The following is a 24,476-nucleotide window of genomic DNA, read 5'->3' as shown; positions in this document are numbered from 1 at the left end:
ATTTGTAGTTCATGCTTTTTATTGTTCATTATAATTTTGTTTAATATGCTGGGCTTCAACATCTGTCATCCATTGTTTGATGGTCGACAATGTAGATTTTAATGCAAACGGCCTAGGAATATGCCCTTCTTCCATTTGATAAAACGTACGATAAGTCGCACCTATACGCTCTAATTTTTCCGCTAAATAATATGCTTGATGAATACCAACTTGATAATCTTTTCCACCGTGTACTATTAAAATTGGTGGGCTATCCTTAGTAATTTGGGAAACTGCATCTCGTTGCCTATACGCATCAGCGTTCTTTTTAGGATGACCAATCATACGTTTAAGCATTCCTCTTAAGTCAACACGTTCTTCATACATTAAATATATATCAGAGACTCCACCCCAAATTATATAACTAGATATCGGTAAATCTTGAAACGTTAATAACCCTTGTAGACCACCTCTAGAAAATCCAACCATATGAATATGTGCTTTTGGATACATACAATTTAATATTTTAATAGCAACAGTAACGTCGTTTAAATCCGCACCGTAAAATGCATCTTTACCTTCACTGCCATTATTCCCACGATAATAAGGACCGAAAACTAATGTATGATCGTTTGCAAATTGCATTAAACGTCCTGTACGTACCATACCTACTTGCCCTTTTCCACCTCGCAAATAAATAACAATTCTTTCTACATTAGCTATAGGTGCCATTAAGAGACCACGCACTTTTAAAGCATCCACATGATATGTGACTTCTTCAAAAAAATGTGTTGATGATTCAACTGGCATACGTTTTCTATGAATAAAATCCAAGCTCCATCACTCTCTCTAAACATTGTAAAATTGCTGCATCTTTCAATAAGTAGCTTTTGCGTTCTTCTGGAATATCATAAACATTATTATAAAATAAAGGTCCATTTGTTTCTAAATAGTCTTGTTGTTGCTCTACATCCTTAACGACAACCATAAATACATCTTTAGTAAAGCTTAATCCATTTTGCCTTACTACACGATATTGCGCAATATAATTACACTTTTTTATCGTTGCACCTGTTTCCTCGAACAATTCTCTAGCTGCTGCTACTTCACTGGATTCTCCTAATTCTTTTTTGCCACCAGGAAACTCTATACCTCTTATTTTATGATTGGTAAACAGCAATTGTCCTTGATATATAGGTATAATCAGGACATGGTTACCATCAGCATGATTTTCGTCATTTTTATATGATAAAAACACATCATCATTTTCGCTATCTTTAAACTTCACGTTCATCCTTCTCCCTTTAATTATGTTAAACTGTCTGTGCTAAGTTATTTGTTGGAGGCAAAATTATAATGAAAACATTGTTCCTAGGACTTATACGTATTTACCAACGTTTCATTTCGCCAATGACACCTGCTACATGTCGTTTCTATCCTACTTGCTCTGAATATACGAGAGAAGCGATACAAGTCTATGGTGCATTTAAGGGTACCTGGTTAGGTGTTAAAAGAATTTCGAAATGTCATCCACTTCATAAGGGTGGCTTTGACCCAGTACCATTAAAGAAAAAAGAAAAGAAAAAAGATTAATAAACGCGCTTTAATTGTGCTGTATTAACTTCAGGAGGTTCAAAATATATTGAATCTCCTTTTAATATGCCTGCATTATTTACTATATCATTTTTAAAATAATAACCTTCTGGTGTGATATCACTTGGATAGTCAGCAAATTGAGCTAACAATGCGGTGAAATATCTACTTAATCCATATTCATACATACCACCGATAACGATTTTGATATCTTTTGCTTTTAAAACGTTAATGATTTCTAATACTTTATCTACTCCACCTAATCTAAAAGGTTTCAACACAACTACATTAATAGGATTATTAGCAATGATTTTCATAATTTCATCTTGAGATAATGCTTTTTCATCTATTGCGATTGGTGGCAGTTCAGATTTAGTAAAAGCCTCTAATTTATCTAATGATTTAAAAGGTTCTTCGATATAGAGTATTGATTTATTAGCAAGTTGTTTTAACTTGTGTGACTCATTTTCTTGAATAGATTCATTCGCATCTATTGCGATATTCGGTTGAAAGTCTAATTGTTTTAACATTTCAATATTTTGTAGTATATGCTGTGACCATTTTATTTTAACACGTTGTGGTTGGGTATCTACAAGTTGCTTTAAATTCCCTTCAGTCAAACCACTGACTGTTGCGCCATATGGAACATTAAATGAATGCATTTCATAAAACATTTGATAAAAAGCCATTACCAGCATGCTTCTTGTAGCTGGAAATGCCATCAAATTATCTAATGTTGCTTGTGCCTCTCCAAAATGATTAAACGTTTCATTCTGATATTGTTTAATCCATTTCTCAGTTTGGTGGCGCACAACTTCTATCGTTTCTGGTGAGTACCAATCCGACTCAAAAGCATTACATTCTCCAAAATAATGTTGCCCCGTATTAGTAATTAATTCAATAATTAATACCTTCCGACAACTCAATTTAATTTTCGGCGTCACAATAGCATGTTTAAAACTAGCATTATATTCGTATAATTTCACTGCTTGTAATTTCATATCCACCTCGAATTTAAAGTTTCAAATGGTTTCTCTGTAACTTTCCTGTTGATGTATAAGGTAATGATTCAACGCGTACAAATTGCTTAGGTATTTTATATTTTGCTAAATTTTGTTTGAAATGCTCTAATAATTGCGCATCAGATATTGTTATATTCGCAACGTAATATAAATATGGGACTTCCCCCCAGGTATCATCTTCTACGCCGACACACATTGCATCTTCTATGCCCAAATAATTCTTAGCAACCGACTCAATTTGATAAGGGTAGATATTTTCTCCACCACTGATTATTAAATCTTTTCTGCGATCATAAACCATGACATAACCTTCGTCATCTATTTCTGCAATATCACCAGTATTAAAATAGCCTGCTTCAAAGATGTCTTGCTTATTTTCAGGATATAGGTAACCTTGCATAACATTATCACCTTTGATTAACAATTCACCATGACCTTGTGAATTTGGGGCTTTAATTTTCACATCAACATTTGCACTCGGTTTACCTACTGTATCATAACGATGTGTTAACATCTCTGGTGAAGCAGTTAAAAACTGTGAACACGTTTCTGTCATACCGAAAGAATTATATATTGGCAGTCTATTTTGAAGTGCTTGATCAATCAGAGCACTAGAGAGTTTCGCGCCGCCAAGTAATATCTTTTGAACTTGATAAGGTTGATCAAATCCTTCATCCATTAACCATTTTAATGTTTGGGGCACGAGTGACACATGTGTAGGTAATTCTTCTTTTATAATCTTTAACATAGCTGCAGAATTAAATTTAGATGCTATACGAACTGTAAAGCCTTCAATTAATGCTCTTAACACTACACTTAATCCTGAAATATGATAGATAGGCAATACGGATAGCCATTTCGTATTCTGATCAAACCCAAGGCTTTCCTTACAACCACTTGCACTTGCATAATGATTGCTAAATGTCTGTGGCACAGCTTTTTGAGGTCCCGTTGTCCCTGATGTAAACATAATCGATGCAATACGTTCTATTGAAAATGATGTTTCATATTGATTATCATCCAAATGAGTCCATAAGTTTTCAAAATTAACTATATGAATACCTTTTAATTGTATTGGCTCTCGTGCTATCACAGTATCAACTTCAATTGATACCATTTGTGCAAGCATTTCCTTCTTAGTCAGTCTTGTATTTAACATAGCAATTTCAATACCAGCTAGCCACGCTGCATTAATTAAAATGACAGATGCTATCGAATTATCGATATATAATCCAATTCTTGGCTTATCTAACTGTTTTAATTGATATGCTAATCTCGAAGCATATTGATAGGTCTTATTAAATGAAATTTGCTTTGTGCCGTCATCTATAAACACCTTTTCACCATTTAGTTCTGCTTGTTTTTTCAACCAAAATTCCACGCCTACATTCCTCCATCTCATATTATATTATAACGCTTTTATTATTATTTAACATGGTCCAAATCTTCACTTTAATGTTATGACTACGCAAAGGTTTTATAAGTTAAATTTTTAGTCACACATTCTATTTTTTAAAGTTTGTTTTATTTCAAATCGCTTTTGAATTTTCATACATCTATTTTTTTACATTTGCAGTTATATTTTTTACACTTTTCTGAACCTTATTCCATCTCCTATTTAACTTTGCTATTTTAGTTTAAAGGAGTGATTTCTTATGAAAAAGGTTAGTGTGATCATGCCTACATATAATAACGGGAATATGATTTCTCGTACTATCGATTCAATTCTAAATCAAACTATGAGTCATAAAGATTTTGAATTAATAATTATAGATGATCATTCAAATGATATTGAAACTGTTGAAACTATTAAATCATATTGGGTTAATTATAAGCATTTAATAAAATTTAAAAGATTAAATAAAAATACAGGAAGCGCAAGTGCTCCAAGAAACAAAGGCATAAGCATGAGTAATTCAGAGTACATTTTCTTCTTAGATTCTGATGATTACTTGCATGAAAGAGCGTTAGAGGATCTTTACATATATGGGAAAGAAAATAATAGTGATTTAATTATTGGTAAGTATGGTGTGGAAGGAAAAGGTAGAGGTGTTCCGAAAGCAGTGTTTGAGAATGGTAATGTGCCAAAAGCGGATATTATAGAAAACAGTTTGTTTTATGCATTATCAGTTTTAAAAATGTTTAAAAGTAATATTATACATAAAAATAAAATTCGTTTTAAAACAAATGCTAAAACTGCAGAGGATCAACTTTTCACTATAGAATTCCTTATGAATTCAAAAAATTATTCTATTAAAACTGATTATGAATACTACATTGTTGTGAATGATTTCTCGTCTAAAAATCATCTGTCTACTAAAAAAAGCACACCGAAACAATATTTTTCTACTATAAGCAATATCTATAACGCAATATATTGCAGTAAAGTATACAAAAAACGAGTACTCCGTGACAAACTTGCAGCGAAGTATACAACAAGGCTATTGAGACATGGACAGAATAAGCATTTTTCAATTAGTAAAATGAGTTACAAAGAGAAAAAAGAATGGCTTAAATATTTATCAAAAACTATAAATGAAGTTCCTAGAACCGCAGATACATATGTAACACCTATATTTAATTTAAAATTGGAAGCTATACGTCAAAATAACCTATTAGCTGTGATGACTGCAGATAAAATATTAAAAGGTGGTTAAAGATATAATTGGAAAACTTTAATTATGAAAATAGACATTACTTAGCATTGAAGCAAGAAGATTTAAAACTAAACAAAGAAAAAATTGAATGGATATTCACGAATTATGAGCAAATTACATTTTCAGTTAAATGGAACAAAAATAAAACACCAATATTAATGATGAATGGGTATAAAATAGCAAGTATTAGCAATTTAAAAATCCATATAAACATTCATGATTTAAAAGGAGACTTTAATTTTAATAATACCCCTCTTCTCCGTGTATCTTGTAGATTTTAAATTTCTTTAAGGCGGTAAGATAATGAACCATATAAGTGAATAGATTCATAAAATTCTATTACTGGAATTGCTTTAACAGTCTTATTAACTGCTTGAGTGATATCATTGTTTGTGATTAACATCTCAGTTTACATTGGCAATGCTAATTGATCATATTATAAAAAACAAGACAAACATGTCCTTTCAAAATCGGAATATTGTAAATGAAAACTTATTTAATTTATCATTTTTAATTATTAATACTAAAAAATATAAATTTTATCACACTAAAATTCTCAAAAAATTATTTTTTAAAATTATAGTTTGAAAGTATTATTACTGGGTATAGATTAATGATTGAATCATTTACAAGGAGTGTTAAAAATGAAGTTAAAATTGGTGACTGCGGTAGCACTGTCAGGTATTTTGCTTACAGCATGTGGTAATGGAGATTCAGAGAGCGATACTAAATCTGAGGATTCTAGTAATAAAGATACAGATAAACAAGTCATTGCTTTAGATAAAATCAAAACAAGCCCCAAAGATGCTATTAAAAAAGCACAAGATGAGTATAGTGGACAAGACTTAAAAGGCATTACTTATGAAAAGAGTAATGGTGAATGGGCTTATAAAATAGAGCAACAAAAAAATGGTGAAGAATCAGAAGTTATCATTTCTGATAAAAACAAAGAGGTTTTAAATAAGGAAACTGAAAATGAAGATTCAGAAAATGAAAATGAAACATTTAAATATAATGATGCCATCGACTATAAAGAAGCTATTAAAAAAGGACAAGAAGAATTTGATGGCGACATCAAAGAATGGTCCCTATCTGAAGATGATGGCAAACTCGTTTACGATTTAGACCTAAAAGATGACAGCACTAAGCACGAAATCACAATCGATGCTAAAAGTGGTGATGTACTAAATAATGAACAAGACGATTAAAATTCACTAAATAATAAAGGAGGATCAATATGAAGTTATTGATCCTCCTTTATTTATGATTTCTATAAAGTTATGACTTATATGATGTGTTTGTTCCCCATAGAAATAGACAATCTATTCCACATATTGATTTGATTAATGATTAATATTAAGTCTGTGTACTCCTCTTCTGTATACAGTTTACGAACTTCGTTAAATAGTTCCTCTGAAACACCATTTACAGTAATATTCGTTACTGCTTCTGTAAGTTCAAAAGCCAGTTTCTCTTTATCAGAATATATATTTGTTTCATGCCATGCATTTAATAAATAGATTTCTTCTTCTGATACTTTCATTTTTCTAGCATCTGCAGTATGCATACCAATACAAAAAGCACAACCATTTATTTGAGAGACACGTATCTTAATCAACTCTCTTAACTTTCTATTAATAGATGTTTTCTTTAATTGTTTTTCCAAATCCATTATTAATGCCATTTCTTCTCCAGCAATTTCATAATAATCTATTCTATTTTCCAAAAATGAACCCCCATAATCATGATTATTCTAATTCAGTATAATTTCTAAGGTTAAGAATCACAATTTGTTTGTTTACACTCTTCTTGTATAACCTCATTTTGTATTACTATTTCACATATTTCAGATTGTAAAAGACTTGAATGTAACAAAAAATAACCATCTCCGAAGAGATGGTTACGTCTGAGAGTTTGTCTGAACCCACACCCTAAGGTGTACGTTAGACCCACTCTATCTGACAACACCCTAGGGTGTCCACAACAATAATATAATAATTTCTGATAAAAGTAAATCCTTATTTAATTTAATGAAAGTTATAGTTTGACAACATATTTTTTAATATTAATTATGGGGATTACAATTTTTATAGTAGTCTATTGAAAGTAAAAACACCGAAACCCTATTATATCAGGTTTACGGTGTTTCAAAAAAGTTCAACTTATGTAAATAGCGGAGAGTGAGGGATTCGAACCCTCGAGACGCTTGTGACGTCTACACACTTTCCAGGCGTGCTCCTTCGGCCAACTCGGACAACTCTCCAATATAATATAAAAAAACAGAAGCGATATTTCACTTCTGTTTGTATGACCCCGACGGGACTCGAACCCGTGTTACCGCCGTGAAAGGGCGGTGTCTTAACCGCTTGACCACGGGGCCATATGGCTCCACAGGTAGGACTCGAACCTACGACCGATCGGTTAACAGCCGATAGCTCTACCACTGAGCTACTGTGGAATAATTTAAATGGAGCGGGTGATGGGAATCGAACCCACAACATCAGCTTGGAAGGCTGAGGTTTTCCCATTAAACTACACCCGCTTAATTAATCATTATGGGGCGGATGATGGGGATCGAACCCACGCGTGTCGGAACCACAATCCGATGTGTTAACCACTTCACCACAACCGCCAAAGCAATATTAAAAAATGGTTCAGGACAGAGTCGAACTGCCGACACATGGAGCTTCAATCCATTGCTCTACCAACTGAGCTACTGAACCATAATGATAATGGCGGTCTCGACGGGAATCGAACCCGCGATCTCCTGCGTGACAGGCAGGCGTGTTAACCGCTACACTACGAGACCTAAAATAAAAATTGCGGGAGGCGGATTTGAACCACCGACCTTCGGGTTATGAGCCCGACGAGCTACCGCTGCTCCATCCCGCGGTAATATTATTAATGACGCCTACCCAATTAATATACCATGAATCTTTACTTAATGTCAACAACTTTTTAAAAGTAATTTACATTGGCTTAATCAGGAATTAAAACTTTAATGCGATAATTGATGTTTGTACATCCCCTATCAATCAATACTTACTTAGTATATAAATTCCTAACGCTTTAGTCAATAACTTTTAAAAACTATTTTGTGTAAAAAAGGAATATAATAATAATATTTTATCTTTAGTTCCTTATTTATACAAAATTCTATTGTTTTCACGCTTAAATACTACATTTGTTGTGATGTCATTACAATAAATATTGTACATTAAAGAACAATAACTAATTAAATAATGTTCTTTAATGTTAAATACTAAATTACTTACTCATGATACCTTGCATTTTTCCGTGTAAAATTGTGAATGTGGTAAAGCCGTCATCTTCCATAAAATGGCCACCATTCTCTGTTACTTTACACACACCATTTAATGTATCCATTAATCTTTTAGTTTCTAAGTAAGATACATATTTATCATTTTTAGAACACAAACCATAGAATTGATCTACTTTATTTTTAACAATCTCATAGTCGATTGCTTTCGTTTCAGGATCAATATATGCATCTATTTCTTCCGCGTCATCCATGAAGCCTGCAACACTAAACAGACCTTCTATATGATTTATATTCGTTTCTTCTATGTACTTTAATGATGCTAAAGTACCAAAACCATGTGTTATAAAATATGTTTCATATTTATCAACAGTGATTTGGTCTTTCATTCTTTCCACCCACTGCTCAAGATTATCATTTTCTTCTACTGGTAAATCAAATAATGTTACATTGTAACCTTCTAAAATAAGATTATTAGCTAACCATTGATACCAATGGTTTGTAGCATCTCCAATTTTGGAATGTACAATTACAATATCTGTCATAAATATTCCTCCTGTACAATAGCTCATAAATCATTGTTATTTTGCTACCGTATCCGATTCTACTACGCTATATATTAAGTATCTCACAATTGTTATAAATATTAAATTTTCCAACAATTAAAAATATAAAAATAAGCCGTTACTTCGATATAACGACTTATTATATCGAAAAACGACTCTTCAAAGTTTTATTATAGTTCAGCTATTAATTCTTCTACAGCATTTTTGCCTTGTTGAATACAGTCAGGTAACCCTACTGCTTCAAATGAGGCGCCAGTAATACGTAGCCTTGGATAACTTGTTCTAATATGAGCTTGTATTTCTTTAATACGATCTATATGACCTACATGATATTGCGGCATGCTTTTAGGTAATCTATTCACGATGCTGAAATCTGGCGCACCTTTAAATGTCATCATTTGACTCAAATCATTTTTAACAATATTCACTATTTCGTCGTCTGTGTGATCGTTCACGACCGTGTCATTAGGTTTACCTACGTATGCACGAATAAGTACTTTACCTTCTGGTGTTGTAAATGGCCATTTTTTACTTGTCCAAGTACAAGCAGTGATACTCGTCTTACTTGTACGCGCAATGACAAATCCTGTACCGTCATATGTGTTTTCAATATTTTGCTCATCAAAAGCTAATACGACTGTTGCAACAGTCGTAGAATCCATAGTATTGAAATAGTCAAAGGAAGGATCATTGCCAAACCATTGCATAAATGTTTGATGTGGCGTAGTAACCAAGACACCATCATATCCTATTTTCGATTCTGCCGTAACGATTTCATAAGATTTTTGAGCAACGATAATATCTTGAATAGGCGTATTAAACTCTATTTGGACACCTAGATCTAATACATATTTAGTTAAAGCCTCTATAAATGAACTCAGGCCATGTCTGAATTGCTTGAATTGGCCTTTTGGCGCTCCTGGATATAGTTGACGTTGTTTCTGTCGCTGTACTTTTTCATATCGCATACCTTTAATTAAACTACCAAATTGTTCTTCTCTTTGCTTGAATTCTGGAAAAGTACTCATTAAACTCAAGTCATCTATATTCGTACCGTAAATGCCACCCATTAGAGGCTCTATTAAGTTTTCTAACACTTCATCTCCTAGGCGCTGGCGGAAAAATGATCCGACTGAAATATCATGTTCTATTTCTATCGATTTCTTAAATAAATCTAACCCAGCTATTAATTTACCTGTAGGAGAAATTAGTTTTGTTTTTAAAAAGGGCTTAACATCAGTTGGTACACCTAAAATTGACCCACCTGGGATGGGGAATAATTTATTTTTAGCATATATATAAGACTGCCCTGTTTGGTTTGTAATAAGGTCACTTTCTAAACCAACCTCTTTAGCAATATCTGTCATTATCTGTTTGCGTCCTAAATAAGATTCTGGCCCAAGTTCGATAGTGTATCCTTCAGTTCTATATGTTTGAATTTTACCACCAGTTCTATTAGACGCTTCATATATAGTGACATCAATATCAGGTCGTTGTTTTTTAATAAAATATGCACTTGATAAACCTGTAATACCAGCACCAATAATCGCAATACTTTTAGTCAAAACAGTTCACGCTTCCTTTAATAAACATTTTTGATTTCATCAACGATTGCTCCAATAAACAAAGGGTCCGTATTAGGCATTGACGGACGGAAATAGTTAACGCCTAATTCGTCGCAGACTACTTTACATTCATAATCATTGTCATATAACACTTCTAAATGTTCACATACAAAACCAACAGGAGTGTAAATGAAATTTTTATAGCCATGTTCATTATATAATGCTCTAGTTAAGTCTTGAACATCAGGTCCTAACCACGGTGTACCAGTGTTACCCTCAGATTGCCATCCTTCAGCTACATGGATAATATTAGAATGTTCTTCTAATAATTGTGCTGTATGATGTAATTCATTTGGGTAAGGGTCATTATTCTGCTCAATAAGTCCTTTCGGTAAACTATGCGCTGATACAACTAATACAGTTTCATCATGTTCTTCTTGTGGAATTTCCGATAATGATTCATTCACTTTTTCTGTCCAATATTGAATGAATTTAGGTTGTTGATAATAGTGCTCTACATGTTTAAATGTAATGCCATATTTATCCGCTTCTTTTTGAGCCCTTGTATTATATGAACCTACTGAGAAACTAGAATAATGTGGAGCCAACACTACTGTAACAGCTTCTTCTATACCTTCTTCATGCATTGATTTAACCGCATCTTCTATAAACGGGTGTATGTGTTTCAAACCAACGTATAATTTAAATTCAACATCACTGTATGCTTCGTTTAGTGCATCACAAAGTGTTTCAGCTTGACGATTTGTTGTATTAGCTAATGGTGATAACCCACCGATATGTTTGTATCTATCTTTTAAATCTTGTAATTCTGCTTCTGTAGGTTTTTTGCCATGTCTAATATCTGTGTAGTAAGCCTCAATATCACTTTCTTGATATGGCGTGCCATATGCCATAACTAATAAGCCTATTGTTTTTGTCATTTTTAAATCATCCTTTTGTATAATAAATTTTAGATGTATATGACATAATAAATTGTTACTCTTGGTGACGTGTGTTTATGTCTACTATCTCTTCGTATAATCATGAACGAATGTCGTTATACGTTTAAGTGTCTCAGGTTTAACTTCAGGAAAGACGCCATGTCCAAGATTGAAAATGTGCTGTCCATGTTCCATTCCTTGATCTAATATTGGTTTTAATCTTTCTTCAATAACGTCCCATGGTGCTAATAACAATGATGGGTCTAAATTGCCCTGTAAGGTTCTAGTGATATGCAGATCTCCAGCTTCTTTGATAGAAAGTCTCCAATCTAAACCTAATACATCGATTGGTAATGAATTCCACTCATGTGCTAAATGACTCGCACCTACACCAAATAATATTACAGGTACATCATGCTTCGCTTTTATACCATTAATAAGTTTCTCCATCGCTGGTTTAATATAATAACGATAATCTTTTACATTTAACGCCCCAGCCCAAGAATCAAACACTTGAATTATCTCTGCTCCAGCTTCAACTTGAGCAGATGTATACGTGATGGACATGTCTACTAAATGATCCATAAGTGCAAACCAAGTTTCTTCGTCACTATACATCATCGCCTTAGTAAAATTATAATTCTTTGAAGGTCCACCTTCAATCATATAACTTGCTAATGTAAATGGTGCTCCTGTAAAACCAATTAATGGCACATTTAATTTTTCTTCAGTCAATATTTTTATTGTATCTAAAACATAAGGCACATCACGCTTAGGATCAATCTTCCCTAACTTTTCAACGTCGTGTATATTTTTTATAGGATTGTGAATTACTGGACCGATACCAGATTTTATCTCCACATCTACACCAATCGGCTGAAGTGGTGTCATAATATCTTTATACAGCACCGCTGCATCTGTATTATAATTATCAACTGGTAAATGTGTCACATAAGCACATAACTCTGGTTGATGTGTAATTTCAAATAAAGAATACTTTTCTTTCAATTTTCTATATTCAGGCTGTGACCTACCAGCTTGACGCATAAACCATACTGGTGTGTGGTTTACCGCCTCACCATTTATCATATCTAGGATTGTATTATTTTTATTATGCACCTTGAATCCTCCTACATTATAATCATTCTTATTTATAATACCATACTGTTATATACGCCGTATTTCATTGTGTTAAAATGTCATAAAAAAGACAAACAGTCTACTTTTGTTATCTTAATCATTTGACTATTGTTTTCTTTTAGAAATCTATTATAATGTTATCAAAGACTATTGTTATATTTATTTGATAACATAGATATATCTATAGTACAGTATAATAGTTATATGCACTTTCTTAAACAAAGCAAGGGGGAAATCTTATGAAAATTTATGCATCTTATGGTACGTTTGGTTATTTGAATCAAATCAGACTAAATAACCCTAGTCATAACTTATTACAATTTTCAGCTTCTGACTCTTCAGTAATCATAGAAGAAACAGATAATCAATCCGTTTTAAAACAACCTTTAGTTTATGAAGTTCTAAAGTCTGACGGCGATTTAGATGAGAACAACTTTTATTCAGTAATATTTATTCCAACTTCAGAAGATCATGCTTATCAATTAGAGAAAAAATTGGAAGGCTTTTCTACTGATTTCAATCAATTTGCTGGTTATAGAAGTTATCGTTTCTTAAAACCGGAACAAGGTTTAACATATAAGATTTACTTTGGCTTCGAAAGTAGAAATGCTTATGAAGATTTTAGAGCTTCGTCTTTATTCAAAGACAACTTTGATAAGCTGGCATTAAGCCAGTTCTTCGGCTCAAGTCGTCAACATTCGAGTTATTTCGAAAGACATTTATTCCCGATTGATGATAATTAATATTGAAAATTACAATTTTTAAAATAAAAAGTCGTTTCTTATGCGATGGATAAACTATCTATCGCACCGAGAAACGACTTTTTTTAATCTCTTAACAATGTTTCTTGATATTTAAGTTTTTTAATGACATTTATTATTGTTAGCCAACCTACAAGGAAGAATAACAAACCAAAGTAACTATAGAGTGGAAATACAAAAGCATAAACGATAATAAATAACGCTCCTACAATTAACATTAATCTATATAAGAATTGTTCATATCCTTTTATTACTTTTGATTCAGTAACCGGCCATACTTGTGGCCACAAACCATAAGCTTGTTGTGTATAAAATTGTGCCATTTGTAATAAGATAATGTACATAAACAAGCTACCAATAATTAACATGATAATGGGTTGTTCTAACCAAAACATTAAAACAAGCGCAAGAATTACTAATCTTAAAATGATGTTAAAAGCATCTTTACCGCGCACAAAACTTCTTATAAATAAATAAAGATACATATAATTTGAATTAAACCTTTTACGCTTAGGCGTAATTAGCAATGGATCTAGATAACTTCTTCTTACCGCTGTTTCTTTTAGATGTTTTACATCCGTAAACATATTAACGAATTTATAATAATTCATATGATGTTGATGTTCTGATTTAATCATTTTTTCCCAAGGATATAAATGTGTCTTATTTTGATAACGGATCAACATTGTTATGCCGATTAGGATAAAAACAGAAGTAATACTTGATAGTTGTTTCGGCTCTAATGCTAAGTAATATCCAGATGTGAAAATAATAAAGAGTAATACATAAAGAGACCAACGTTCTAATCGGTATTTATACCATTGCCATTTTAGTAATAGCCCTAATAATGGAAAAATGAGTGCTAATACAGCAAACAAAATATAAAAACCAAAAGTTTGATTATTAATCACAAAAAACAATGGGAATAACACAATTAGTATTACTACTTGTATCCCTATTCGAGAAAAGTAACTATATATTAAACTATGTTTCATATATTCCGACATGTGTTTTTCAAATGGTAATAGAAAAAGTCTATCTGCATCTTTAAGCAACGTTCTAATTGGAAACATTGATGTTAATGCTACGACGATACTAGCAACCAAAGCGTAATTAAAATGCTTTGGTGTAGATTGTAACCAATCACCATAGCCTACTAGAAAAGCACCAAACATAATTACAAGAAATACAGAGAAATGACCATTAAATATGAATTTATTATAGTATTGTTTTTCTTTGCTTATCTCTTGTTTTCTTGTACTAAATAATTGTTTCGCATTTTGGTTCATGTTTGTTGGCCACCTTGTGTGACATGGATATATATTTCATCTAGCGTTTTACCTTCTAAACCTGTTTGTGCTCTTAGTTCATCTAAGTTTCCGAATGCTACAATTTGCCCTTCGTCCATAATTAAGAATCTATCGCAGTATCTTTCTGCAGTCGCTAAAATATGTGTACTCATTAATACCGTACGACCTTCGTCTTTTTTCTCAACCATTAAATCTAACATGGATTGAATGCCTAAAGGATCTAATCCTAGAAATGGTTCATCAATAATGTATAATTCTGGATCTACAATAAAAGCACAGATAATCATCACTTTTTGCTTCATACCTTTAGAAAAATGGCTTGGAAATATATTCAATTTATCTTCTAAGCGAAATGTTTTTAATAAAGGTTGTGCCTTTTCCATTGCAGCTTCTTTGCTAATATTATAAGCCATAGCTGTCATGTAGATATGTTCTTGCAATGTTAATTCTTCATAAATAACCGGAGCCTCTGGAATATAAGATAATTTCCTTCTATAAGTTTCAACATCTTGCTTTATATTTATATTAGAAATTGTCATTTCACCTTCCATAGGCGTCAGCAAACCAAGCATGTGCTTAATTGTCGTACTTTTACCTGCTCCGTTTAATCCAATAAGCCCAACAATTTCACCTTGGGTTAATTCGAAATTTATATTTTTAATTACAGGTCGTTTACCATAACCGCCTGTTAAATGTTCTATTTTTACTGTCATATGGCACCTCCACAAATTATATTGTATCAAAAATCAGTCTATAGGCATAAATTTACTGCGAAAAATGACGGAAATAATATACTAATGCTATAATAGTCAGTAACAATCTTACAAGGAGTGAAGATTCATGTCAGAAACAGTCTTTAGTAAAATTATTGATGGTGACATACCTAGCCATAAAGTATACGAGGATGATTATGTTTACGCATTTTTAGACATTTCTCAAGTTACAAAAGGTCACACACTTTTAGTTCCTAAAAAAGCATCAGCCAATATTTTCGAAACAGATACTGAGACGATGAAACATATTGGCGCAGCATTACCTAAAGTAGCCAATGCGATTAAAAAAGCATTTAACCCTGATGGATTAAATATTATACAGAATAATGGTGAATTTGCCGATCAATCTGTCTTCCATCTTCATTTCCACTTTTTACCAAGATATGAAAACGATGTGGATGGCTTTGGCTATAAATGGGAAACGCATGAAGAGACGATTGATGATGACCAAAAAGCTAAACTCGCACAAGAAATAGCAGCTCAATTCGACTAAATATGCTTATTTTATCTCATATGGGGTATATAAAACATATTAAAGAATGCGATATTATTTAGAAATGAGGAGAATTTTTATGAAAACAGCTCAAATATTATTAGGTCTTAGTGCTGGCGTTGCAACTGGTCTTGGCTTTGCTTTGATGAACCGCGATAAAAGAGAGTCTAACCAATTTAATGCACAAACAAAAAGACCTGCCGGCGCTGAATCAGAAGTTGATAGAGAAATTAATACCATTAAGCAAAGTATAAATGATATTACAAATTATATCTCTCAAATTAAATCTGAAAGTACAGAATTTGGCAGTACGATTGGTGATGAGGTGAAAACAATGATTGGTGATTTCAAATCTGATATCAATCCTAACATTGAAAAATTACAGTCTCATATCGAGAATTTACAAAATCGTGGCGAAGAAATTAGTAAAACTTTTGAAAAAGATAAATAACTTACAGTTATTCAATTGATTTTATGCTAAACATCTATCAAGCCTAAACATAGAGCTGTAAACCTAAGCATTGTCCATAATGAGGTTTACAGCTCTTTTTATATACTGATAAAACCTTCTATAAAAGTATTCAATTGATCGCTTATTTCTTCTTTAATATACGCCCTATTTCATATTCAAAATTATCTTGACCTTTTTCCTGTTAGGATAGATAATACGAAAGTATATAAGTGCTGTTATTTATTAAGTAGAGGAGCATGATTTAGTTATGTATCTATGTACACGCCAAATTGATATTAATGCACGTTTCGGCTTACCTAGAATAGCATTTCTAAGTTTAGTCACAACGATCATTACATTCTTGATTGCCTATGAGATTTTGTATTTTTTTTCCAATACGAAATTAACAGATCAATATTTTTTAGTATTTTTAGTATTAGTGGTGATCTTATACCCTATTCATAAAGCAATTCATTTAGTATTTCTGTTTCCTTATTATAAATCTTTCAAAAAATATAAGTTAGTGCGACATAAATCCGTACCTTTTTATAATACGTATGTGAACACACCTGTTAATAAATATTATTTTTGTTTTGATTTAATTACACCTGTAATCATTATTACGAGCATCTGTGCATATGCCAGCATACAATTCCCACAATTTGGTCATTACTTTATGTTTATTCTTGCATTAAATATGGGTTATTCAGTAATGGATTTTCTTTATTTAAAAATAATACTATTTTCCAATGAAGGTTCATATATAGAAGAACATCAAACAGGCATTAATATTTTAAATAAAGTTGACACTAAATATGAACAATAAAGTGAAGTGACTTTGCCATAAATCCAGTATGCTATGTTACACATGTAAATGGGATATTGCATAATAACTATCAGATATCTAATAAGTATTATGGATGGGATAGAAATCAAATTTTAAATTTTGATTTCTATCCCACTTTTTTGTTTTTAATTCAAATTAATTTTAATAATCTATTTTTTTATAAATTTACTAATACTATAGTCCTAGAAACAGGGTTTCTTATTGGTGAACACAGCATAATATGTTATATTTACGTTGTTATTATTACAAAAGGAGTTTCCAACCATGAAAACATTTAAAAAAGTTATACTTCCGGTTACAGCAAGCGCGTTGCTATTAAGTGCTTGTGGTAGTAGTGCAACAGATTCAAAAGATGATACGATTATTTCATCAAAAGCTGGAGACGTTAAAGTAGAAGATGTCATGAGCAAAATGGGCGATGAACAAATTGCCAACAGTTCATTCTCAATCTTATTAAACAAATTACTAGCAGATAAATATAAAGACGAAGTTAATACGAAAGATATTGATAAAGAAGTCGAAAAAGAACAGAAACAATATGGCGGTAAAGAACAATTTGAAAGTATGTTAAAACAGCAAAAAATGTCTATAAGTGATTATAAAGAACAGAAGAAAACACAAGCTTATCAAAAAGAATTACTTAATGATAAAGTCGAAGTATCAGATAAAGAAATCAAAGAAAACACTAAAAAAGGTTCTCATATCTTAATTAAAGTGAAAGAAAACGAAGATGATAAAGAAGGTTTATCAGATAAAGATGCAAAAGCAAAAGCAGAAAAAATCAAAAAACAAGTCGATAAAGATCCAGACAAATTCGGAGAAATCGCAAAAGAAGAATCAGAAGATAAATCATCAGCTAAAAAAGACGGTAGCTTAGGCTATGTTATGAAAGGCCAAATGGAAGATGAATTTGAAAAAGCACTCTTTAAACTTAAAGAAGGAGAAATTTCAAAAGTAGTGAAAACAGATTATGGTTATCATATTATTAAGGCAAACAAAGAAGACGACTTTGATAAACAAAAAGATAAACTTAAATCTCAATTATTACAATCTAAAGTACAAAAAGAGCCTAAATTATTAACAGATGCATACAAAGAGTTATTAGATGAATATAATGTAGACTATAAAGATAGAGATATCAAAAAAGCTATTGAAGATTCAATCTTAGACCCAGAAAAAATAAAACAACAGCAACAACAACAACAGCAACAACAAGCTATGCAACAAGGTGGCGCTGGAATGTCTACAGGACAATAATAGTCCATCACAGAGCCCCTGAAATAGCTAACACAAATTCAAAAAGGCTGATAGATCCCAAAAGAGATTCTATCAGCCTTTTTTATATTTTGTTTGAGGATGAGCTATTGATGCTCCAAACTACCCTCTTATATAAACAATAACGAGATTAGTCTAGTGACGTTGGATTATAAAACTGTCTGCCTTCTAGACCAAAAATACGTTCAGTAAATTGACCTTTATCCGTTTTCTTATATGCTTTTTCAAACATATTCATTTTTGCATCGATATTATCAATAAAGAATAATATTTCTGCTTCTTTCATATGCGGTAACTTAGGAGAACCATATTCCATCTTACCATGATGTGCTAAAATCATATGGCGCAATAAAAGTACTTCTTCTCCATCAAGATTCAACTCTCTTGCCGCTTCTGCAACTTCATCACTTGCTATGGAGATGTGACCAAGTAAATTACCTTCTACTGTGTACGATGTAGCAACTGGTCCGCTTAATTCTCTTACTTTGCCTAGATCATGTAAAATAATTGAGCTATATAATAAACTACGGTTAAGTAAAGGATAAATATCACATATAGATTTTGCAACACGCAACATCGTTAATACATGATAGCTTAAACCACTAGAGAAGTTATGGTGATGTGTACTTGCAGCTGGGAATGTGAAAAATGCTTCCTGATGCTTACGTATCAAATGACGAGTAATACGTTGTAATGTAGCATTTTCAATATCTAGCATATAATGTGAAACTTCTTCTTGAATTTCATCTGGTGTTAATGGTGCACCATCAACAAAATCTTGAGTTTTCATATTATCTTCTGGTTTTGCTAACTTTATTTTATTGATTTTCATCTGTTTTCTACCACGATAATTGATAACATCACCAGTAACATGGACGATTTGTTCCGGCTCTAATATTTTCATGTCTTCTTTTGAAACCGTCCATAATTTAGATTCTATATCTCCACTTTTATCTTGCAAATGTAGTGTCATATAATCTTTACCTTGAGCTGTCACACCTTGTATTGCTTTGTGAATTAGAAAAAAGTTATCTACAGAATCTCCAGGCTTTAAATTTTCTACGTTTCTCATTATTTACCGCCTTCCTCGAATTTATTCAAAGTAATGATTTGTTTTGAAGGCACACTTGTATCTTTCACACATGTAAAGAATAAAATTTGATAGTCTTTCGGCATTTGTCTTAAATAATTCATCATTATTTCTTTGCGTTGCTTATCAAAATGTACAAATGCATCATCAATAATAATAGGAAATGGATAGTATGGTTTTAACGTTTTGATTAAACTCAAACGTAATGAAATATAAAGTATTTCTTTAGTAGACTGACTAAGTTCTACTGGTTCATACATTTGACCATTTTGCTGTTTCACCATTAATTCATCGTTTGCATAAGTCACTTGTACGTAATGACCATTTGTTAAATGCGTAAATATATCAGTTGCTTCGCTTATCACTTCTGGTAAACGTTTATCTTTAATTTGTGCAATGTGACCTTCTACTAAAGATTGTAAGTAACTCAGACTTGCCCAATCTTTTGCTTCGTCATTTACTTTATTTTTAAGAATATGGAATCTATGTCTTAAATCAGCTAATGTCTTGTCTGTCTCCATATCAGTTATTTTTGCGTTTAAGTCACTAACTTCTGACTGCATTTCTAAATATTGATCATTATATTCGTCTACTTGTCGTGCTAAGACTTCATCTTCGTGCGTTAATTGCGCATAAGTCTTTTCACTTAACCTTGAACTTAAATCATAATTATAATTTTGATTCTCTAGGTATTTCGATAAATCGTTAAACCTAGTCATTTGTTGTTGGTAATTTTGATATTGTACATGGTGTTGGTAATAAGTTTCTTCATCAGAAGCATTAACATAGCCAAATAACTGTGTGATCACATTATTATTTTCATTTAATCGATTGCGTAGTTGCGATACTTCACTCTCAATTAATTTGATTTGCTCATCGTTTCTATTCCATTTTTCAAGATTAGTTGTTTCTTCTTTGAGCCACTGTCTAATGTCATGGAATAATGATAAATCATTAAAATAAGTAAATTGGTTATTTGTAATTTCTTTAGCATGCGCATAAAAGGCTTCTAATGACTCACGTAATTGACGAGCTTGTTCTTTAAGTTCATCGATGTGTTTATCATGGTCTTTAATCTTATTCATTGTGCCAATACTATCAATGATCAGTTCATCTGACATTTTATCAGATAAATGTAAATCTGATTTAACTTTGTGAATACTGTCTTGGGCTTCTTGGTACTGTTTTTGAGCTTGTTCTAAACTCGTTGCTAAATATTCAGCTTTTTTATCAAGTGCTTCTTTTGTCTTAACTGTACTATTCAACTGTTCTCGCACTCGGTACTGATCATCCAAATCAAAGTCGAGATCATAATTATCTTCTAAATGCGTAATTTGTCGTTGCAAATCATCTATTTCTTTTGAGAAAGTTTCACTATGACCTATTTCTTTAGATTTTACAAAGAAAACGCCTATGATAAATATGACTGACAATATCGCAAATACAACGCCAAAGAGTATGTTCGCAGATATGAATGAGAAAATCGTTAGTCCTATACTTATTACTGCTAAGATAATTAAGCTTATGCGTAATAGATTCTGTTTTTTCTCATTTTCTTGTTGATCTTTATCAAAAGCCTCTTTCATTTTTTGGTAAAGGTTATTCTTTTCTTGAAGCTCGAATACTTGTTTATTATATTGTTTTTTCTTTTCAAAATTTTCTTCAGGTACAATATCTGCTTCTAAAGCATCTATTTCCGTAGCATTGGTCTCTTGATCAATTTTATTCTCTTCGATATTACGTTCTAATTGTTGTACAAATGCAGTTTGTTCTTGTTTGTTTTTAATTTGATTACTTACAAAACTTTTCATTGCTTCTGAACTGTCAGCTTGATGATGCACATCATGCCAACCAATATTGGACTTCAGACCTGTCTTTTCGCGTTCTTTATCTTGGATGTCTTTTTCAATAGCTTTAAGTTCGTATTCTTTTTGTTTAATTTCATTCTCTTGTTGGTGTAAGTGATTGAAAGCATCTATATCACTTTGTTTCGGAACATTAATTTTTTCATTTTCTGATTTAAGATGTGCTAACTTTTCTTCTCTCAAGCCTAAATCTCTTTTAAGGTTTTGGGTTTGAATTTTTGCAGATTCATAGCGATCAATACCTTGTTCAGGGAAAAGTACTGGTTCAATATTAAGTTGAGATTCTAGCGTTTTCCACTCTTGTGTTTGTTCGTGCAAAGTGAGTTCTTTTTGTTTCTCGTTATGCATTTTTGATAACTGTGCTAGATTTTGCTTTATATTATCTAACCTGCGTTCTGATTTATCTTTATCATCTACAAGTCTTTTATAAGTAGTTAACTTCGACTCTTCTACTCTAATTTGACCCTCTAATTCTTTCAACTGTTCTAATTGCTGATTAATAATTGGATTACGTCCATTTTTCTTATATAACATTTCTTTTTTCTCATTTAAAATGCCACGCATACTAGTGAATTCTGTAGAACCTAATGCACCCGCTTGTAATAAATAATTTTGTAATTGAGTCTCATCCATATTTTTATGAATATCTTGTAGCCCAAGTACATCAAAAGAAAAAATACCTTGGTATGTACGTTTAGAAATAAAATTCAATTCTTTTTTCAACCAATTTTCATCTTTAATCGTGCCATTAGGTAAATAAACTTTCACATCACCCACTGCACTACCTTTTATACGCTCAACATCAACTAATGTACCATCGTCTTGAATTAAAGTTAATTTACCGCCATATTGATTACCTAATCGTGGTTCTAATCGAGGCTCATTTTCTTTCTTTGTTGGAAAACCAAATAGAATGGAGTGAATAAAAGCTTGTATCGTAGACTTTCCAGTTTCGTTTTCACCATATATTTCAGTGAAAGTCTCATCAAACTCGATTGTTCTTTGTATAAATCTGCCATAACCATATATCTCTAACGATTTAATTTTCATATTATTCCTCCCTCATATCTGACTTTAATAATTCTTCGGCATGTTCAATCAAACCACGTCGATCAAAATCACTATAATTTTCAAGATATTTAGAAGCTTTTGGATTTAAATACAAATCGTTCATAGCTTTATCATACACAGTGTTGTCCTCGATTAATTCTGGCGAAAATTCTTTTACTAATGTATTTTGATCTTCATATTTATTATTGATTGTTAAATTTTCAATAAATACAAAGTTATGCTCATTTTCTTCATAATCACTAATCATTTCATGAACTTGTAATGCGTCTTGTTCAGGTATTGTTTGATCGGAATTAACAATAACCTTTAATTGATAAATCGATTTACCTTTTTTTCTCACTTGTGTTTTAAAAGTTTGAATTGCTTCAAAAAGACCTTGTTTAGATGTTTTATCTGTTTCAAGCGTTGCTTTTTCAAAACGAATAAATTGTGTAGGTACGAATTTAGCCTCAAGATTTAGATCGTCACCTTCTACTAACAAACAACCTTTTTCGCCTAATTCTTTAAAGTGTCGGCCTTGTATATTCCCTGGATAGTGAATTTGAGGCATATCACTTAATTGTTGACGCTCATGAATATGACCTAATGCCCAATAATGATACAGCTTATTGTTTAAATCTTCTAATCTGAATTCTGTATAACGGTCTTTAGTGCTAGATTTACTATATGTACCATGAAGTATGCCAATATGGATTCCCTTTTGTCCTTGGCTTGATGGATAAGCATCTAATTTATTTTCGTAACTTGCATCATTTTGATAACTAAACCCGTGAAGGTAGATTTCTTCACCATTTTTAGTAATTGTTTGATAAGTTTCTACATTTTCTGAGAACACTGAAACGTTATCTGGCCATTCTGTACCAATACTTGAAGATAATGGATCATGATTGCCGTGACAAATGTATACGAATATTTGTTCTTTAGATAAGCGCTCAAATTGCTCTTTCAAAAACACTTCTGCACGTAATGTCCGGTTCTGTTGGTCAAATAAATCACCAGAAACAATCATAAAATCTATTTCTTCATTCAATGCTAAATCTACTATTTTTTTAAAGCTTTCGTACGCACTTTTTTGCATATCTTCAAAAATCGACTGACTTAAATAGCTTCTTGACTTAAATGGGCTATCTAAATGTAAGTCAGCACAATGAATAAATTTCACCATACAGTACAGTTCTCCTTTATCTAAAGGTTTATTTAAGATGATACATGCAAGACAATCTATAAATGAATTGGTTACTTATTCAAATTTTAAGATGTGTGCATGCGAATACCTTGTATCTCTATATTTTACCACATTGTCTAAGATTCAGTCGATAAAACAAAAAAAGCTACAATACATAAAATGTATTGTAGCTGGAAATCAAAATTCTGATTAATTGATATTAGTCAGCGTAGATTTCGTCTAAAGGTTTAACAATGATTTGGTTGATTTCTTGGAATATTTGGCTCATGTTTTGTTCAGCAGCCATTAATTCTGAAATGTTTGAATCATTTTCGATTTTTTGAGCTTGTTCTTGTGCTTTTTGTAGCTCTTCTTCACCGATTTCTTCACCTTGCATTTGTTTTTGTTGGAATTCTAATTGAGTTTCGCGGAATTCGTCAAATAATTCTTTTGACTCTTTATTTTCTTTAACATTTGCATAAGCTTTTTGAATAGCTTGGTATTCATCACTTTCTCTTAAAGCTTGTTCTAATTGATTTGCATGATCGTGTAAATTTACTGCCACTATGCTTCACTCCTTTTTTGTATATGTGTGAAAACCACATCGGTATTACAATAACATAATTTAATAT

23 protein-coding genes and 8 tRNA genes are annotated in these 24,476 nt (G+C 31.9%); 8 read left to right on the top strand and 23 right to left on the bottom strand.

Annotated features, from left to right (window positions below; translation table 11 throughout):
* Nucleotides 1–18: 18 nt before the first annotated feature.
* Both SOJ_RS06520 and ytkD read right to left on the bottom strand, forming a co-directional pair.
* A complete protein-coding gene (locus SOJ_RS06520) occupies nt 19–813 on the bottom strand; it encodes an alpha/beta hydrolase family protein (RefSeq protein WP_021339025.1) in 795 nt (264 codons plus the stop codon).
* Nucleotides 797–1,273 (bottom strand): RNA deprotection pyrophosphohydrolase, encoded by a 477-nt coding sequence (gene ytkD, locus SOJ_RS06515; protein ID WP_002507270.1) that lies wholly within the window; start codon nt 1,271–1,273, stop codon nt 797–799. The genes SOJ_RS06520 and ytkD overlap by 17 nt, the downstream gene beginning before the upstream one ends.
* Nucleotides 1,274–1,335: 62 nt before the next feature.
* On the opposite strand from ytkD, the gene yidD reads away from it, so the two are divergent.
* Nucleotides 1,336–1,572 carry a membrane protein insertion efficiency factor YidD gene (yidD, locus tag SOJ_RS06510; protein WP_002507269.1) on the top strand — a complete coding sequence of 79 codons (237 nt, stop codon included), beginning with the start codon at nt 1,336–1,338 and terminating at the stop codon, nt 1,570–1,572.
* Here yidD and menC read toward each other — a convergent pair.
* Nucleotides 1,569–2,573, bottom strand: a complete 1,005-nt coding sequence (gene menC, locus SOJ_RS06505) for an o-succinylbenzoate synthase (RefSeq protein WP_002507268.1) — start codon at nt 2,571–2,573, stop codon at nt 1,569–1,571. The genes yidD and menC overlap by 4 nt on opposite strands.
* A gap of 13 nt (nt 2,574–2,586) precedes the next feature.
* Nucleotides 2,587–3,975, bottom strand: coding sequence for an o-succinylbenzoate--CoA ligase (gene menE, locus SOJ_RS06500; protein WP_002507267.1), 1,389 nt, complete (start codon nt 3,973–3,975; stop codon nt 2,587–2,589).
* Between the two features lie 274 nt (nt 3,976–4,249).
* Here menE and SOJ_RS06495 point away from each other — a divergent pair, with 274 nt between their 5' ends.
* Nucleotides 4,250–5,251: a glycosyltransferase family 2 protein gene (locus tag SOJ_RS06495; RefSeq protein WP_002507266.1), complete on the top strand. Its 1,002-nt coding sequence runs from the start codon at nt 4,250–4,252 to the stop codon at nt 5,249–5,251.
* A 644-nt stretch (nt 5,252–5,895) separates the two neighbouring features.
* Nucleotides 5,896–6,459, top strand: a complete 564-nt coding sequence (locus SOJ_RS06485) for a PepSY domain-containing protein (RefSeq protein ID WP_002507263.1) — start codon at nt 5,896–5,898, stop codon at nt 6,457–6,459.
* A 77-nt stretch (nt 6,460–6,536) separates the two neighbouring features.
* Here SOJ_RS06485 and SOJ_RS06480 read toward each other — a convergent pair whose 3' ends face one another.
* The 13 genes from SOJ_RS06480 to hemE form a co-directional block, all read right to left on the bottom strand.
* Nucleotides 6,537–6,977 (bottom strand): carboxymuconolactone decarboxylase family protein, encoded by a 441-nt coding sequence (locus SOJ_RS06480; RefSeq protein WP_002507262.1) that lies wholly within the window; start codon nt 6,975–6,977, stop codon nt 6,537–6,539.
* Between the two features lie 448 nt (nt 6,978–7,425).
* Nucleotides 7,426–7,514, bottom strand: a tRNA-Ser gene (locus SOJ_RS06475).
* 45 nt (nt 7,515–7,559) lie between these two features.
* Nucleotides 7,560–7,631: transfer RNA gene (locus SOJ_RS06470), tRNA-Glu, on the bottom strand.
* Nucleotides 7,632–7,634: 3 nt separating this feature from the next.
* Nucleotides 7,635–7,709, bottom strand: a tRNA-Asn gene (locus SOJ_RS06465).
* 10 nt (nt 7,710–7,719) lie between these two features.
* Nucleotides 7,720–7,793 (bottom strand) — tRNA-Gly (locus SOJ_RS06460).
* A gap of 14 nt (nt 7,794–7,807) precedes the next feature.
* Nucleotides 7,808–7,883: transfer RNA gene (locus SOJ_RS06455), tRNA-His, on the bottom strand.
* 18 nt (nt 7,884–7,901) lie between these two features.
* A tRNA-Phe gene (locus tag SOJ_RS06450) sits at nt 7,902–7,974 on the bottom strand.
* Between the two features lie 10 nt (nt 7,975–7,984).
* A tRNA-Asp gene (locus SOJ_RS06445) sits at nt 7,985–8,060 on the bottom strand.
* 11 nt (nt 8,061–8,071) lie between these two features.
* Nucleotides 8,072–8,143: transfer RNA gene (locus tag SOJ_RS06440), tRNA-Met, on the bottom strand.
* Between the two features lie 375 nt (nt 8,144–8,518).
* Nucleotides 8,519–9,076, bottom strand: coding sequence for an RBBP9/YdeN family alpha/beta hydrolase (locus tag SOJ_RS06435; RefSeq protein ID WP_002507261.1), 558 nt, complete (start codon nt 9,074–9,076; stop codon nt 8,519–8,521).
* A gap of 191 nt (nt 9,077–9,267) precedes the next feature.
* A complete protein-coding gene (gene hemY / locus SOJ_RS06430) occupies nt 9,268–10,662 on the bottom strand; it encodes a protoporphyrinogen oxidase (RefSeq protein ID WP_002507260.1) in 1,395 nt (464 codons plus the stop codon).
* 17 nt (nt 10,663–10,679) lie between these two features.
* Complete coding sequence (gene hemH / locus SOJ_RS06425; protein WP_002507259.1) at nt 10,680–11,603, bottom strand: ferrochelatase; 924 nt, start codon at nt 11,601–11,603, stop codon at nt 10,680–10,682.
* A gap of 84 nt (nt 11,604–11,687) precedes the next feature.
* Nucleotides 11,688–12,722 carry a uroporphyrinogen decarboxylase gene (gene hemE / locus SOJ_RS06420; protein ID WP_002507258.1) on the bottom strand — a complete coding sequence of 345 codons (1,035 nt, stop codon included), beginning with the start codon at nt 12,720–12,722 and terminating at the stop codon, nt 11,688–11,690.
* A gap of 260 nt (nt 12,723–12,982) precedes the next feature.
* Between hemE and SOJ_RS06415 the strand changes: the two genes are divergently transcribed.
* On the top strand, nt 12,983–13,486 hold the full coding sequence (locus SOJ_RS06415; RefSeq protein WP_002507257.1) for a signal transduction protein TRAP: 504 nt from the start codon (nt 12,983–12,985) through the stop codon (nt 13,484–13,486).
* An 83-nt stretch (nt 13,487–13,569) separates the two neighbouring features.
* On the opposite strand, the gene ecsB is transcribed toward SOJ_RS06415, so the two are convergent.
* Both ecsB and ecsA read right to left on the bottom strand, forming a co-directional pair.
* Nucleotides 13,570–14,793, bottom strand: coding sequence for an ABC transporter permease EcsB (gene ecsB, locus SOJ_RS06410; protein WP_002507256.1), 1,224 nt, complete (start codon nt 14,791–14,793; stop codon nt 13,570–13,572).
* Nucleotides 14,790–15,527 (bottom strand): ABC transporter ATP-binding protein EcsA, encoded by a 738-nt coding sequence (ecsA, locus tag SOJ_RS06405; protein ID WP_002507255.1) that lies wholly within the window; start codon nt 15,525–15,527, stop codon nt 14,790–14,792. The genes ecsB and ecsA overlap by 4 nt, the downstream gene beginning before the upstream one ends.
* A 127-nt stretch (nt 15,528–15,654) precedes the next feature.
* Here ecsA and SOJ_RS06400 point away from each other — a divergent pair, with 127 nt between their 5' ends.
* The 4 genes from SOJ_RS06400 to prsA all read left to right on the top strand — a co-directional run bounded on the left by SOJ_RS06400 (nt 15,655) and on the right by prsA (nt 18,635).
* Nucleotides 15,655–16,080 (top strand): HIT family protein, encoded by a 426-nt coding sequence (locus SOJ_RS06400; protein ID WP_002507254.1) that lies wholly within the window; start codon nt 15,655–15,657, stop codon nt 16,078–16,080.
* A gap of 79 nt (nt 16,081–16,159) precedes the next feature.
* On the top strand, nt 16,160–16,531 hold the full coding sequence (locus SOJ_RS06395) for a YtxH domain-containing protein (protein WP_002507253.1): 372 nt from the start codon (nt 16,160–16,162) through the stop codon (nt 16,529–16,531).
* Nucleotides 16,532–16,799: 268 nt separating this feature from the next.
* Nucleotides 16,800–17,357, top strand: coding sequence for a DUF3267 domain-containing protein (locus SOJ_RS06390; RefSeq protein WP_002507252.1), 558 nt, complete (start codon nt 16,800–16,802; stop codon nt 17,355–17,357).
* A 285-nt stretch (nt 17,358–17,642) separates the two neighbouring features.
* Entirely contained in the window at nt 17,643–18,635 is a 993-nt protein-coding gene (gene prsA / locus SOJ_RS06385; RefSeq protein WP_002507251.1) for a peptidylprolyl isomerase PrsA, read from the top strand.
* A 148-nt stretch (nt 18,636–18,783) separates the two neighbouring features.
* On the opposite strand, the gene yhaM is transcribed toward prsA, so the two are convergent.
* From yhaM to SOJ_RS06365, 4 genes are all read right to left on the bottom strand, one after another.
* Nucleotides 18,784–19,725, bottom strand: a complete 942-nt coding sequence (yhaM, locus tag SOJ_RS06380; protein WP_002507250.1) for a 3'-5' exoribonuclease YhaM — start codon at nt 19,723–19,725, stop codon at nt 18,784–18,786.
* Nucleotides 19,725–22,658, bottom strand: coding sequence for an ATP-binding protein (locus SOJ_RS06375; protein ID WP_002507249.1), 2,934 nt, complete (start codon nt 22,656–22,658; stop codon nt 19,725–19,727). The genes yhaM and SOJ_RS06375 overlap by 1 nt, the downstream gene beginning before the upstream one ends.
* A gap of 1 nt (nt 22,659) precedes the next feature.
* Nucleotides 22,660–23,844, bottom strand: a complete 1,185-nt coding sequence (locus SOJ_RS06370; RefSeq protein WP_002507248.1) for a metallophosphoesterase family protein — start codon at nt 23,842–23,844, stop codon at nt 22,660–22,662.
* Between the two features lie 220 nt (nt 23,845–24,064).
* Entirely contained in the window at nt 24,065–24,409 is a 345-nt protein-coding gene (locus SOJ_RS06365; RefSeq protein WP_002507247.1) for a YlbF/YmcA family competence regulator, read from the bottom strand.
* Nucleotides 24,410–24,476: the final 67 nt, after the last annotated feature.

The organism is Staphylococcus sp. OJ82 (assembly GCF_000294465.1).
Classification (GTDB): domain Bacteria; phylum Bacillota; class Bacilli; order Staphylococcales; family Staphylococcaceae; genus Staphylococcus; species Staphylococcus equorum.
Note: the sequence above shows the minus strand (reverse complement) of the source record. Positions and strands in the feature narration are given on the sequence as shown.